8 protein-coding genes are annotated in these 14,875 nt (G+C 33.8%); 7 read left to right on the top strand and 1 reads right to left on the bottom strand.

The features are described from left to right. Positions 1 to 91 precede the first annotated feature (91 nt). The gene (alaS, locus tag ACFIJL_RS02545; protein WP_375622353.1) at positions 92 to 2,758 is read left to right on the top strand and encodes an alanine--tRNA ligase; all 2,667 of its coding nucleotides are present in this window, start codon (positions 92 to 94) and stop codon (positions 2,756 to 2,758) included. Between the two features lie 1,247 nt (positions 2,759 to 4,005). Here the strand turns inward: alaS and ACFIJL_RS02550 are convergent. After that, positions 4,006 to 5,787 (bottom strand): glucan ABC transporter ATP-binding protein/ permease, encoded by a 1,782-nt coding sequence (locus ACFIJL_RS02550; RefSeq protein ID WP_375622354.1) that lies wholly within the window; start codon positions 5,785 to 5,787, stop codon positions 4,006 to 4,008. A gap of 196 nt (positions 5,788 to 5,983) precedes the next feature. On the opposite strand from ACFIJL_RS02550, the gene ACFIJL_RS02555 reads away from it, so the two are divergent. The 6 genes from ACFIJL_RS02555 to ACFIJL_RS02580 all read left to right on the top strand — a co-directional run bounded on the left by ACFIJL_RS02555 (position 5,984) and on the right by ACFIJL_RS02580 (position 14,825). Beyond that, on the top strand, positions 5,984 to 6,967 hold the full coding sequence (locus tag ACFIJL_RS02555) for an RluA family pseudouridine synthase (RefSeq protein ID WP_375622355.1): 984 nt from the start codon (positions 5,984 to 5,986) through the stop codon (positions 6,965 to 6,967). 794 nt (positions 6,968 to 7,761) lie between these two features. Beyond that, the gene (locus tag ACFIJL_RS02560; protein WP_375622356.1) at positions 7,762 to 8,781 is read left to right on the top strand and encodes an ATP-binding cassette domain-containing protein; all 1,020 of its coding nucleotides are present in this window, start codon (positions 7,762 to 7,764) and stop codon (positions 8,779 to 8,781) included. Continuing rightward, positions 8,756 to 9,580, top strand: a complete 825-nt coding sequence (locus ACFIJL_RS02565; protein WP_375622357.1) for an ABC-2 family transporter protein — start codon at positions 8,756 to 8,758, stop codon at positions 9,578 to 9,580. The genes ACFIJL_RS02560 and ACFIJL_RS02565 overlap by 26 nt, the downstream gene beginning before the upstream one ends. Next, positions 9,564 to 10,352, top strand: coding sequence for an ABC-2 family transporter protein (locus ACFIJL_RS02570; protein WP_273791430.1), 789 nt, complete (start codon positions 9,564 to 9,566; stop codon positions 10,350 to 10,352). Before ACFIJL_RS02565 ends, ACFIJL_RS02570 begins: the two co-directional genes overlap by 17 nt. A 2,843-nt stretch (positions 10,353 to 13,195) precedes the next feature. Then, positions 13,196 to 13,555, top strand: a complete 360-nt coding sequence (locus ACFIJL_RS02575) for a hypothetical protein (RefSeq protein WP_375622358.1) — start codon at positions 13,196 to 13,198, stop codon at positions 13,553 to 13,555. Between the two features lie 913 nt (positions 13,556 to 14,468). Next, entirely contained in the window at positions 14,469 to 14,825 is a 357-nt protein-coding gene (locus ACFIJL_RS02580) for a hypothetical protein (protein WP_375622359.1), read from the top strand. Positions 14,826 to 14,875 lie beyond the last annotated feature (50 nt).

The raw sequence follows: 14,875 nt of genomic DNA on the forward strand, positions 1-14,875 counted from the left end.
TTGATTAAATTGACTCCATGCGTGGCGAAGAGGATTTAATGAGGGGGGATTTTTCTTTTATGGTTTTGTGCTGTATTGAGCAGGTGTCAACATGAATAGTGTTAATAATATTCGGTCAACATTTTTGGATTATTTTCATCGTAATGGGCATAAAGTTCTTTCTTCTAGCCCTCTCGTTCCACGTAATGATCCTACACTTATGTTTACAAATGCAGGGATGGTGCAGTTTAAAAATGTTTTTACTGGGCTTGAACAGCCCCCTTATACGCAGGCAACAACGGCACAAAAATGTGTTCGTGCGGGTGGAAAGCATAATGATCTTGATAATGTTGGTTATACGGCGCGCCATCATACATTTTTTGAAATGCTGGGTAATTTTTCTTTCGGTGATTATTTTAAAGAAGAAGCCATTTTTTTATCATGGAATCTTTTAACAAAGGAATTTCGCCTGCCAAAAGATAAATTATTGGTGACAGTTTATCAGAGTGATGATGTTGCTGCCGAACTGTGGCGTAAAATTTCTGGTCTTCCAGATGAAAAAATTGTTCGTATTGCGACGGCTGATAATTTTTGGTCGATGGGAGAAACAGGACCTTGTGGGCCTTGTTCGGAGATCTTTTATGATCATGGTGATGAAATCTGGGGCGGTCCTCCTGGAAGTGCTACTGAAGATGGGGATCGCTTTATTGAGATTTGGAATCTTGTTTTTATGCAGTATGAGCAAGTTTCCAAGGAAGAACGTGTTAACTTACCTCATCCTTCTATTGATACAGGCATGGGATTAGAGCGTATTGCTGCTGTTTTACAGGGTGTTCATGATAATTATGACATTGATCTTTTTCGTGCATTAATTGCTGCGTCAGAAGAAATTACAGGGATTGAGGCAAAGGGTGATTTTATTGCCAGCCATCGTGTTATTGCTGATCATCTTCGCTCATCTGCATTTTTGATTGCTGATGGTGTGCTTCCTTCTAATGAAGGAAGAGGATATGTTTTACGTCGTATTATGCGTCGTGCTATGCGTCATGCCCATCTTTTTGGTGCTAAAGAGCCCTTAATGTGGCGACTTTTGCCTGCTTTAATTCGCGAAATGGGACAAGCTTATCCTGAATTGGTGCGTGCAGAATCTTTGATTTCAGAAATTTTGAAGTTAGAAGAAATACAGTTTCGTAAAACGCTTGAACGAGGACTTGGTTTGTTGAACGAAGCAAGTACTAATCTTAAAGAAGGGGACTATTTGAATGGTGAAGTTGCTTTCAAGCTTTATGATACCTATGGTTTTCCGCTTGATTTGACGCAAGATGTTTTGCGGCGTCGAGGAATCTCTGTTGACGTTGGTGCTTTTGATAAAGCGATGGAACGCCAAAAAGAGGAAGCGCGTGCCAATTGGTCTGGTTCTGGGGAAGCTGTAACAGAAAAGATCTGGTTTTCTGTTCGTGATCAAGTGGGGGCTACAGAATTTTTGGGTTATGAAACAGAAAAAGCTGAAGGAATTCTTACAGCTCTTGTGTGTGATGGTAAAATTGTTGATCATATTTCTTCAGGTCAGAAAGCTATGCTTGTTGTTAATCAGACGCCTTTTTATGGTGAATCTGGTGGGCAAATTGGTGATAGCGGTATTATTTCTGGTGAAAATTTTATTTTTGAGGTGCATGATACCCAAAGAAAGGGTGATGGTGTTTTTATCCATATTGGGGAGGTGAAATCTGGTCAGGCATCGAGGTCTGATTGTGTCGAATTAACGGTTGATATTGTTCGTCGTAAGAAAATTCGTGCGAATCACTCTGCTACTCATTTGTTACACGAAGCTTTACGCCAAATATTGGGGGATCATGTTACTCAAAAGGGCTCTCTTGTATCGCCAGATCGGTTGCGTTTTGATTTTTCTCATCCAAAATCCGTTTCACCAGAAGAGTTGAAAAAAATAGAAGATTTAGCCAATGAGATTGTTTTGCAAAATAGTAAGGTCGTAACGCGTCTCATGGCTGTAGATGATGCAATTTCTGAAGGAGCCATGGCATTGTTTGGGGAAAAATATGGTGATGAAGTTCGCGTTGTTTCTATGGGGGAGCTCCTTGAACTGGGAGGATTAAAAAAGCGTTGGTCAATTGAGCTTTGTGGAGGGACTCATGTGGAGCAAACAGGTGATATTGGTTTAATTCATATTGTTTCTGAAAGTTCTGTTTCAGCTGGAGTGCGGCGTATTGAAGCTTTAACAGGCAAAGAAGCACGTCTTTATCTTAGCCGCCAAGATGAGCGTATTCATGAAATTGCTGATCTTTTAAAAACTTCTTCTGCTGGTGTGGAAGAACGGGTGCGAATTTTACTTGATGATCGTCGTAAACTTGAAAAAGAGTTGAATGATGTACGCAAGAAAATGGTGTTGAGCGGTGGAGTAACAGAAAGAAGCCAAGGTGATATTACCATCATCAATGGGCTTTCTTTTACTGGACGCGTTGTTAAAAATATTTTACCACGGGATCTTAAGGCACTCGTCGATTCTGAGAAAAAACAAATTGGATCTGGAGTGGTTGCTTTTATTAGTGTCACGGAGGATGGAAAAGGGAGTGCTGTTGTCGGCGTTACAGATGATTTAACGGATAAGTTAAATGCTGTAGATCTCGTTCGTATTCTTTCAGCGATTCTTGGTGGTAAAGGTGGAGGTGGCCGTTCTGATATGGCACAGGCTGGTGGTCCTGAGGGGAACAAAGCTGATGAGGCATTTGCGGCATTAAAAGATTTTCTTGAAAAAAATTAAATTAAATCATTCTGCATAGGTGTTTTTCACATTGTTATATTGGGTTGGCATCTATGTATCATGAATATCTGTCTGGTGTATTTCTGAAATGCAGATACAGCGTAATTGGGGAAAATACAATTGTAAAGATAAAGACAGTGTTTGTCTTTATCACCACTGTATCATTTGGCTTTATAGCTTCCAAGCGTTTCAGGAGTCACTTTTTTAAGATAAGATAGATTATGCAGCACTTCATGCTTTGCTGTGTATTCTTTTACTGGGGAGAATAGTTATTATGTTGCTCTTATAGATTTTTTGAAGAAATATCTCTTTTTATGAAAGGAATAGTACAAGATTTATTGCATACGATTATCCTTATAAAGTTATAAGCTGTCATTATTCTATTAGTTTTCAAATGAATAAAATCTCTTTCCTTGAAAAGGCTTATAAAAGAGTTGTTGTATCTTAGAGCTATTGTGTTGTTTTTATTTTGCTTGTTATGTACAAGAAAACAGTTTTTTGGTTTATTATTAAAAGGTTTTGAAAAGAATATTCTCCTATCTTTATAAATCTTTATTTCAAGTTATAAAGTAATGAATTATCAATATAAATCAAATGAATACCACATAAATCTAAAGATTTAGATTAATATCTAATTTATTTATGATAAAATTGCTTTAATACATTGAGTTATAATGATAATTTATCGTTTTATCTTTTGAATAAGAGCTACGAATATTCGTAGGATTTTATTATTTCAAATTCTGTGTATGTTAAATTAATCAAAACCACTCACGAATGTCGTTGTGAAATGGGCTTAAGAGCATTGAGAAATGTTTCTTAAAAAAATCATATGAATGTGCAAAATAATGATGTTCTGTTCTTTATGCGAGGACTATAAAGAACGTGATAAACAAAAGTGCAAAGCAATACATAATATTCATTATTTAAAAGATATTTCTTTAGTTCGTTTTGAAATTCGTAAAGTTGAGTAAAAAGAAGACGGTAAAACTGGAAATTGTTTTTACCTTTACATTTTCCCTAAATGAGAATGTATACTCGTCAATATATACAGATATAGGGAAATATTTTTGTCCCAATCTAGTAAAATTGCAATAGCAGAGAAAATACTAAACTGTTTTAATATTTGTCTTAAATACCTAAAATGGATTGTGGCATTTTTAGAAATCTTTTTACTTGTATCATATAAGCACTCTTATTGTATTGAAGAGACAGTTTTTGCATAAGATCTATGAAGAGTATCGTTTTTATGAAGCTATGGCTTCATGTAAGGGAATAACATTTTCTCCTTCTCTTTCTAGTGGTTTGATTGTTAAACCACTTGCCTTTAAAAAATTAGAGAAACGTCCCCCTTTATCGATTAATTCTTGAAAGTTTCCTTTTTCCATTAAGTGACCATGATCCAGAAAGAGTATCACATCAGCATTGCGTACTGTTGAGAGGCGATGTGCTATAATAAAAGTAGTACGGTTATGGCTTATGCAATCGAGAGCATCTTTGACACGTGCCTCTGTTTCAACATCAAGAGCGCTTGTTGCTTCATCTAGAATGAGAATAGGGGCATTTTTTAAAACAGCGCGTGCAATTGCTAGTCGTTGTTTTTCTCCACCTGATAATTGAGATCCTCGTTCGCCCACCATTGTATTATAACAGTCAGCTTTTTTTAGAATAAAATCGTGAGCTTCTGCTATTTTTGCGGCTTCATAAAGTTCTTCATTCGTTGCGCTCGCTTTTCCTATTGAGATATTGTCATGAATAGTACGGTTGAAAAGACCCGAGTCTTGAAATACTGTTGCTAAAGATTTGCGTAAAGATTCGCGATTGATCGAGCATATATTTATTCCATCAATGGAGATATGCCCAAGGGTAGGGTCGTATACGCGCTGCAACAGATTGATCAATGTTGTTTTTCCAGCCCCTGTTGGTCCTACAATCGCAACAGTTTGTCCTGCTTTAACCTCAAAGGAAATATCAAAAACACCTTGAGAAGAATTTGGGAATTGATAGGTCACGTGATGAAATTGTATGGCGCCTTTAACATTTTGGAGGGAAGGAAGATTTTGCGGTTCGTTAATATGAAAGGTTGAGTCTTCCATTTCAAAAAATTCTTGCAGTTTTGCTTGTGAGGATATTGCACAATTAATAAAATTGCTCATTTGGTCTAGGCGGCTAATCATGAGTTGTGCAAATCCAACAAAAGCAACGACTTCACCTACCCGTAATTGATCTTTTGCAACAAAAAAAGCTCCAAGGAGAAGAACACAAACGATTGAAATTGTTGAAGCCATTCGATTTAAGCCACTGGCGAGCGCCCACCAATTGAGAACAGGATTTTGTGCTTTAAGAAGAGCATTTGTATGTTGATGCAGTATAGAAGTTTCTTCTTTTATTCGGTTATAACTTTGTACAATGGAAACATTAGAGATTGAATCACTGACATGTTTAAAAAGGTTGTGGTGGTAGCATTCTACAGCGGCTTGTCCGTCTTTTGTTTTTCGCATCACTAAACGTGCAATTAATACATAAATGATGGCAAGCCCAACCAAGACTATTGAAAGACGCCAATTCATATTAAAGGCTATGGGGATGAGAACCAATAAGGCGACAAGTGTTGAGAGATGTTGGCGCATAAAATCAAGCCATATGGTTGACATGGAATCTATAGCGCGCAAAAGTGTATGGAGTGCGTTGGAAGTCCCACGTTGTTGATGCCAAATTAAAGGCATGGCAATGATACGTTCGAAAGATTCCGTTAAAACCGTTAAGCGACGTCTATGGGCTAAGCGGTCTGCACCGCGAGCAACAAGGACATAAGCGATAATATGTGAAAGTCCAAAACCAACCCAAATGGCAAGAGTAGGGAGGATAGCTAATTTTTCTGTAATAGAATCAATAACGCGTCCAAATAAAATAGGTTCTGCAATGGTGATAATCGCTAACATAACATTAGCAGTACAGATTAAAAGGGATGCATTTTTTTCTCTGTTTAGGTAAGTGAGAACACGTGCATAGGTTTTGAATAAGGACACTGTTAATTATCTCCATTCGCTGTTAAGCGTAAAGGCTGTTGATTTTTATAACGCTTAATTTTTAGCTAATAAAATTTGAACGTTAAGAAAAGGCAATTTTGGATACTAACTGTAATATGGTGTGATAAAGCCAACTAAAATATGAATTTTTGTGTTTATAAAGGCGCAAAAATAGACATCAGGCAAGGGAACTTTTATGGCAGGCGTAGAAATAAAAAAAGTTGAGGCAGATGAAAATGGAATGCGCTTAGATCGCTGGTTTAAAGTGCATTATCCAGGACTTGGGTTTGGAATTTTGCAAAAATTGTTGCGTTCTGGTCAGATACGGGTTGATGGTGGACGTGTTAAAGCCGATACGCGTCTTTGTATAGGGCAGTCTGTTCGTATTCCACCTCTCCCTATTGATGACAAAGAAAGTCTTCCAATAACGGATAAAACCCTCCGTGGGCAGGATGATGGAACCGTTTTGAAAAAAATGCTGCTTTATGAAGACCCAAAGGTATTTGTTTTTAATAAACCAGCTGGGTTGGCTGTACAAGGAGGCTCTGGTTTAACACGTCATATGGATAGTATGCTTGAGGTATGGCGCAATAAAAAAGGTGAAAAGCCACGTTTGGTTCATCGTCTTGATCGTGAGACGTCGGGGGTGCTTATTGTTGCGCGATCAAGGGGAGCTGCTCAGTCCTTAACAGCTGCTTTTAGAGCGCGAGAAACAAAAAAGACTTATTGGGCGTTGGTTCGGGGTGTGCCTAAAAAAAAGCAGGACAAAATTTCAACGTGGATGGTTAAGGAAATGACTGCACAAGGTGACAAAATGCGTGTTTGTGAACATGGGGAGCCAGATTCACATCATGCGGTTTCCTACTATCGCGTTTTAGATACGCGAGGGCGGACTCTTTCGTGGCTTGAAATGGAACCCTATACTGGGAGAACACATCAGCTTCGTGTGCATGCTGCCCATATGGATCATCCTATCATTGGCGATACAAAGTATTTTTTTTCTGATAGTAATTGGACATTACCAGGAGGAATTCAAAATCGTCTTCATCTTCATGCACGTCGTATTCGTATTCCTCATCCTTCAGGAGGAATATTGGACATTGTTGCACCTTTACCACCTCATATGGTTCAAAGTTTTAATCTTTTGTCTTTTAATGAGAGTGATGCTGAAACCGACTAAACAAACTTCATTTGTTCTTTTTGATTGATACAAATTTTGTCTATAAATTTGATAAGATGAATAGGGCATCATTTGAAGAAAGTTTTTGATAAGTCAATCGCTATGAGAAAATTATGTTTTTGAGTGATGAAATTTTCGAATATCATGGCTTTCTTTCTACAGCTCTTTATCCATATTGATTGTATTGTTATTTTTTGGATATGGTGTATCGTTTAATAATCTGAGTTTATGAAGCTGCTCCTTTGAATTATCTATAGAGGTCATATTGGGAAGGCGTGTCTGTTGAGGGAGATGAGTTAGATAAAATCTGAAAGATATTTACTAAAATAGAGAAAGCGATTTTAGTTTTTTTATGGGGAATAATGGAGGCGTTTTATAGTAATGCTGAGGAAAAGTAACCTCTCAAAAAATTCCTGTTGTCAAGGAAGTTTGTTTTATTATCAATGTGGTTTGATATGCTTATAGTATAGATTTATGCTTTGTATCTTTGCTTACACAATGAAGCCTTCTTAGCAAAGTTCTCCTTTCAATGACCAATTATTTTTCTACTTACTTAGTTTATCCAAAAGACTATCTTTCATAAAAGAAGAAATAAGTTTTTAGTATCTTAATGCTTCATTGAAGTGAACTCATCACATTGAAAAAATATCTAGACAAAAAATTGGAGATAAAACGTCAGGCGCGTTTTATTGCTCTAGGGAGGGCTTGAACACTTTTGTTTTTTCTAGTGAACAAAACAGATATTTATTATGGGAACATTCAAAAGGGGGATAAATTGAAATTAGGAGTGACTGATGGGATCATTATTGATTGACGTTAATAACGTCTCAAAAATATATCGCAACATTGACAGAGGAATTGGTTTTAAAAACAAGGTGTTTTCTCTCTTCAAGCCGGTTTATACAAATCATCATGTGTTAAAAGATATGAGTTTCACCCTCTTTTCAGGGCAATCGTTAGCAATTCTTGGCCCTAACGGAGCGGGTAAATCGACACTGATTAAAATACTTTCTGGTATACAATACGCTGATGAGGGATGTGTTAAAGTCCTTGGTGTTGATCCTTATAAAGCGAAGAAAAATCTGTTCAAGTCTTTGGGTGTGGTCTTTGGTCACAAGAATTGTTTATGGTGGGATTTGCCCTTACGCTACAGTCTGGATATGGTTCAACCATTATATGGTCTTGAACGCTCCTCTTTTACCCGTGATCTTAAAGAGATCGCTGAGTTGCTGGGTCTTGAGCATATTATGGATAAGCCAGTGCGGATGCTTAGTCTGGGTGAGAGAGTGAAAAGTGAATTGGCATTTAATCTCTCCTTTAGACCTAAACTGTTGTTTCTCGATGAGCCAAGTATTGGTCTTGATATTACATCTAAGCATGAAATCAGGGAGCTTCTTAAAAAACTGAAAAAGGAGCGTGGCACTGGGTATATCATTACAAGTCATGATATGGGAGATATTGATGGATACGTCGATGATATTATTCTTTTGCATAAAGGAAAGAAACAGTTTCATGGTAATCTTCATGCGCTTAAAAATGTCATTCCTTCTTTGGTGAGAATGACACTTTTTTGTGAACACATGGCTGCACCTTCAGCTGTTGTAGAAAAAATTGATGAGATTGCGTTGAAATTATCTACTCCTTTAAAAGATAAGCACTTTAACGCTGAAGAATGCTCGCTGGAGGTTTCGCTGCCCCGTGAGGATTTTGCGCGTTTTGTACGCGAAATTACAACCGAATTGAACTGTACGTTCTCTGTATCCACTCCCTCGCTTGAAGAGATGCTCCGTGTTAAATTTAAAGAATTTATCTAACCACTGCTTTGGTATGTTTCTTTTTGCCAAGAATGGATTACTCACTGTTCTAAGTGATAGAGCAATGTTTTTTACCGATATTATCATTGGGACACTTTCGCCATTTGTTATTCAACTTCTATTATGGAATGCACTTTTCTCTGATACGGGCAACACCATCAATGGCTTTAGCTTTTATGATATGATGTATTATTATGCTTTTGCTTTAGTCCTAGGTCGCTTAAATAATGGTTATAATGTGATTAAGTTTTTCTCTCATCATGTTAAAGAAGGTCAATTAGAAGTATATCTTACAAAGCCCTTTAGTTATATGACACAAATGCTTTTTACTTTTTTAGGGGAGAGTGTATTATATAGCATCCCGTTATTGGCTCTTTTTGTTGTTAAGCTTGTTTTATCCTATGAAAATATTCTGGAATTGGTCATCGCTTTTCTGTTCTTTTTTCTGGTTGTTATTCTATCACAATTGCTTTGTTTTTTACTCTCTTTTGGAATTGCCTTATTAAGCTTTTGGGTGATTGAGTACAATATATTACTCTCTTTCAGTATTCTCAGTTCAGCGCTTCTTGGGGGTGTTCTTTTACCACCATCTTTTTGGCCGGTGTGGCTTATTCCGCTTATGCAATTTAATCCTTATCGTTTCATGATATCCGCTCCTGCCGAGTTTTTCGCGACGCAAAATTTAGCGTTGTTTCAGCAGTTTATTTTCGGAAGTTTTACTTATATTTTGTGTTTTTTATGCTTAATTCATATTGCTTGGAATAAAGGGATGAAAGCATATAATGGAGCGGGTGGTTGAGATGAAAATAATCCTTCATTTTATCAGTTTGAATATCCGCCGACAGATTGTTTATGGTAAGAATTTGGCTGGGGAGTTTATTCTTTCTCTATGCTATTATTTTATTCAATTCATATTTATTGATAGAATATCTTCTTTTTCAGGAAAGATCGGTAACTATAGCAGAGATGAAATCCATTTTATCTTTGTTGTCTTTGTTTTACTTGGAATATTTTTGAATATTTTTACTAATTCTATTGAAACGTTTTTTGAAAAAGTAGCGGATGGTAAAATTGAACCATACTTGATAAAGCCCGTTTCAATCTGGTTGTTGATGTTATTTGGTTGGTGTAAACCTCTTAATCTGATCAAGCTCTTTGTTCTTTATGTTAGTGCCTATTTATTTGTATCATTACCGAATATATCCGATCTTAAGCTAAGATGGATCTCTTTTATTGTTGCAATATTTTGTGTTTTTATTGTCAATATTTGTTTTTTCATGATGTTTAATTTTGTAACATTTATTATTAGCCGTAAGATGCCTGTCGAATATTTTCATGAAATGATTTACGAGCTTTCATTTGTACCAATAGGAATTTATCCTTTAAGCATCGTAAAATGGCTTTTGTTTATGCTTCCTATGGCTTTTTCTGCTTCCTTGCCTGTGTCATTGTTGCTTGGTAAAGGCGAATGGAATATTGGATATCTTCTGTTGAGCGCTTTTCTTTCCATGGTCATGACTTTCATAAGTTATAAGAAAACAATGCGTAAATTTAATGGATTAGGGGGATGAGATGAAAGTCAGCATGATTATAAAAATAAAAAAAATTGAGTGAATAATTCTATTGTACCATAAATTATCGTTATTTATTCTGGCGATATAAGGCATGTAGAATTTTCACATGAGGATTTTTTTATTGTTAGATAAGATTGAACAATAATATAGGCCGCATTCCCACGGTTACTGGCAAGGAGCGTGAAACAGAAATTAGAGGTTTAAACTGTTCGATTTTAGATGGCAGCTTGATGACAAAAGCCAATGGTAAGATGGCATACAATTTAATATCATTCATAATACGAGCCAGATGTGTTCTTTTTCGGTTATAGTGCTAAAAAATTGTCAAAAGTGGATAATTTTTATATGTGTAGAATGTGGTTATTCGTGCGGATTTTGTTGGTGCATTCAATATATTATTACGTGGATGAGTTTTTGCTTAAACAATAAGAAAATTGATAGAATAAAGCTTTTAAGTTGCTCAATAGAAAGCTAAGAGCTGTGCGAAACAACATGATAGTAATTATTAAGATAACGATCACATAGAGATTTTCAGCATGCTGAGTAGGCAAAATTCCATCAATAATTGCTTGAAAAATAAAAGGATTCACCAAGTCAAGTAGCTGTAAAACGATAGCAAAAAGATTAATTTCAATAACGTAATAAATATATTTTTTTGTTGTGCGAGTAAATCAAGAGAAGGCTCTTAATTTTTCTTATGAAAACTCATTTTAATTTATGATTTTGTTAAGAGAAAGAAAAATTAATGTGTTATATTTTAATAGTATTTGCGAATATTATTTTTTTGTACGGTGTTTTTATTTTATTTTAATTTAAAATTAGGTTTGACAATTGTCTAAAACGCGTAATAATCAAATTTAATTGTATCGATATGATGCGTTTTTCTATAAAAGAAAAAGGAGAGTTCAAGCTCATCACGTGCTTCAGGTAATTCATGCCGTCCTTCGGGTTATTATTGGGATACAATAAAATCTACAGGACAAACAGGAGTAATGATAGTGGCGCTTGTTGGGACAGTTGGGGGTGCTGTGCTTGGAGAAATCGTAAGTATAGCGGGTGCAGTTGCAATAGAAAATAGATGGTATAGTTCCTGTTAATCGTAGCTGCTGCTGCGGAGGGGGCTACACTAAGAGAAGGCAGTAGGCAGCACTATAAATGGTGCCCTAGTAGGGGGGCCTTTAGAGTTGTGCATCATTTTTATAATTGTGTACGGTAATTTATAGAATATCTGCAATGTATCTCTAAAATCATAACAATTTTGTAGATATGTTAATAAAAGTAGATATGTTAATGAAAAATGTGTCTAAGAATATTATTAGAATATCTTTTAATGGTATATTATTTATAATTCTATATATTTTATTTCATAAATTTTAAGTTTTATGGATAATAAATTTATTTAAATTATATTATGCTTCTAAAGCGCATATTAAAACTGATGTTATAAAAAACATCAATAATAGTCATTTTATTTTTTATAGCATTCTTTATTTAAGTATCTTTTTATAAAGATTATGAGATATGTTATTAATAAAATTATGTTTTTAAATTTGGCTAAAAAATAAAGAGAAATCCAGACAGCTTCTTTTTCAATAAACCAAAATAATGCTTTAATTTGATGTTGTAAAATAACTTATAAAGATCATATATTTATGATTATCAGTGATGAAAATAATGTGATTTTTGATATCGAGATTGAAAAGATTGAAAACTTTTTTGCATTTAACAATGCATTAACAACATGTGTGGTCCATTCTAAAGTTTTGTTTAAAATTACGTAAGTAAGTTTTATTTTGATTTGTTATTGCATCGCTTGTATTGATGTATAACAAAAAGCGTTTTGAGACAATATAAGATCACAAGAATAAATTTCTGATTGGGTATATGAACTACTGACTGTTTACAGATAAAAAAATCTATGCATATCAAAGTTACGTAAGTTTTTCTCTTCAAAATGCGTATTTGAGTTAATTTATTGAGATTCATTAGATACTTATGAATTTTACATATCCACTTAAAAATATAGAATAATATAATTTTACGATTATTGTGGAGTTCATTTTGACAAACTGAAAAACATAATGCTGAGCATTACAAATATTTGCAAAAAATGCTTTTATTAGGTGTTATTTTGTTTCTTTATGGTTTGCATTTTTTATCTTTTTAACCTTGGTTAGAGAGAGAATGTGTATTCATTATCTATTTCTCTATTTTATTTTGAAAGCGTGAAGCATATCAAAAAGTCATGATCGTGGAAGATAAAGAGCTTAAACTGAGGTTATTCCGTGATTCTGTAGAAACGAATTGTTGTAAAATCGTTGAAATTTTTAATGGCTTTATGGATTAAAGTTGGTCTTTTCATCAATATTATCTCTTATCTTATCTCCTTTAGCTTTTCTAATCAAAGAGTTACATTTTTACTCGGTTAGCTATTTCCTCTCAACATACAATAAGAAAAAAATCGCTTACTGTATGCTAACAACATAAAATCCATTATGTGTAAAAACAATTTAGTAATATTTTTTATGTTGTGATTTAAAAATGTTGTGATTAAAAAAATCAATCTTTTTGAAGAAAAATACAATTTAAACAATATTATAATCGTATTATTGTAAATACAATCTTATCACCTAATCAGTCAGTTTTAAAAAAACAAAAACAGAATAATTGACAAAATAAATTAAATATGAAAAAGACAAAACAATAATACAAAATGACAATTATTTTTGTATTATATTTATCCATTCTCTTCTCATAGGAAAATATGAAACATCGATAATGATGTAATGTGTTCTGTTTAGAGAGTAAGGTTTTATTAAATATTGTAATAGGTTATTATAATGAAAATATTTAAACATTGTATATCGTGTGTTGTTGCAGTAGCTATTTTCTTTTCACAGGTTTTAGGAGTCAATGCCAATTCTTTAAATGGTAGATCTCAAAACGCTGATTTTATTTCTGTAATGGAACAAAAGGATAGAGTTATTAAAACTGTTAAGGCGATTATTAGTCAATTTTCGGAACAAAGCAGAGAAAAAGATGTCCAAAAGGTGGCTGGTTTGATAGGAATGGAGCCAGCGATTTTTGGTTTAATCGCATTTCTTGTATATTTCTTTACTAGACAGCCACCGGATCCTAGAAAAAGCGCAGGTGAAAAAGCATTCGATGCTTTTGCTCGAAGTGCATGGGCTCTTACTTAAAAAATGTTGATTGGATAAACTTTAAATTATTTTGTTTTTGAATCTTTCACAATTAATAAACCGTGATTTCAAATCACGGTTTAGCTATTTTTATATTTATTAATATGCCCATTAAGCTTTAATTTTGTAGCTTGGACTCTTTTTTAATATTATTACAGAAATACTTTATTGGGCATAATATAGTCTTTTTGAGGTTTGCACTTTTTATCATTCTCTTATTTTGGTTAGAGAGAATGTGTATTCATTATCTATTTCTCTATTTTATTTTGAAAGCGTGAAGCACTATTAATAATATCAAAAAGTCATGATCGTGGAAGATAAAGAGCTTAAACTGAGGTTATTCCGTGATTCTGTAGAAACGAATTGTTGTAAAATCGTTGAAATTTTTAATGGCTTTATGGATTAAAGTTGGCTTTTTCATCAATATTATCTCTTATCTTATCTCCTTTAGCTTTTCTAACCAAAGAGCTACATTTTTACTAGGTTAGCTATTTCCTCTCAATATACAATAAGGAAAAATTATTTTATATAAATTATTTATTTTACTATATTATAAAAAAATAAAAACATTACATGCAACTAAAAACAACATATTTATATATTATAAAATCATAATAATAGTTATGATAATAAAGCTAAATTTATAATAAAAATAATAAAATAATTTCATCTTAATATATTTTTACCATTAACTTACACAATATAAAATACAAATAAAACAATTGACAATACTAAAATAAACACGTAACGTATATATTTTATATATAATATAATACAAAATAATAATTAAAAATTTTTTGTTATATTATTATTCTTAGAAGATAAAAACACATTATCGATAGATGATGTGATGTTTTTTTAGAATATACAGTAAAAAAATTATTTTATTAAATATTGTAATAGGTGTTATATAATGGAAATATTTAAAAATTGTATGTTATGTGTTGTTGCAGTAGTTATTTTCTTTTCACAGGTTTTAAGAGTCAATGCTGATTCTTTAAATGATAGATTTCAAAATGCTGGTTTTATTTCTATAATGTCACAGGAAAATAGAGTTATTAAAGCTGTTGATATGATTATTAACCAATTTGGAAGACCAAGTACTGAAAAAAATGTCCACAAAGTTGCGGCTTTAATGGGGCTGGAGGGGGCGATTTTTGGTTTCATCGCATATCTTGTATATTTCTTTACTAGACAGCCACCGGATCCTGGCAAAAGCGTAGGTGAAAGAACATTCACTGCTTTTGTTCGAAGTGTATGGGCTTTGTAGTAAAAGATATTTCCTTGATAAATTTTGAATTGTTCTGTTATTGAATGTTG

Origin of the sequence: Bartonella sp. TT119HLJHH (assembly GCF_042193385.1) — a bacterium.
In the GTDB taxonomy this organism is placed as follows: domain Bacteria; phylum Pseudomonadota; class Alphaproteobacteria; order Rhizobiales; family Rhizobiaceae; genus Bartonella.

Excerpts from the sequence above, each read along its gene's own strand:
- ACFIJL_RS02580 (WP_375622359.1), top strand. The coding sequence starts at position 14,469 with ATGGAAATATTTAAAAATTGTATGTTATGTGTTGTTGCAGTAGTTATT.
- ACFIJL_RS02555 (WP_375622355.1), top strand. The coding sequence starts at position 5,984 with ATGGCAGGCGTAGAAATAAAAAAAGTTGAGGCAGATGAAAATGGAATG.
- alaS (WP_375622353.1), top strand. The coding sequence starts at position 92 with ATGAATAGTGTTAATAATATTCGGTCAACATTTTTGGATTATTTTCAT.
- ACFIJL_RS02560 (WP_375622356.1), top strand. The coding sequence starts at position 7,762 with ATGGGATCATTATTGATTGACGTTAATAACGTCTCAAAAATATATCGC.
- ACFIJL_RS02575 (WP_375622358.1), top strand. The coding sequence starts at position 13,196 with ATGAAAATATTTAAACATTGTATATCGTGTGTTGTTGCAGTAGCTATT.
- ACFIJL_RS02570 (WP_273791430.1), top strand. The coding sequence starts at position 9,564 with ATGGAGCGGGTGGTTGAGATGAAAATAATCCTTCATTTTATCAGTTTG.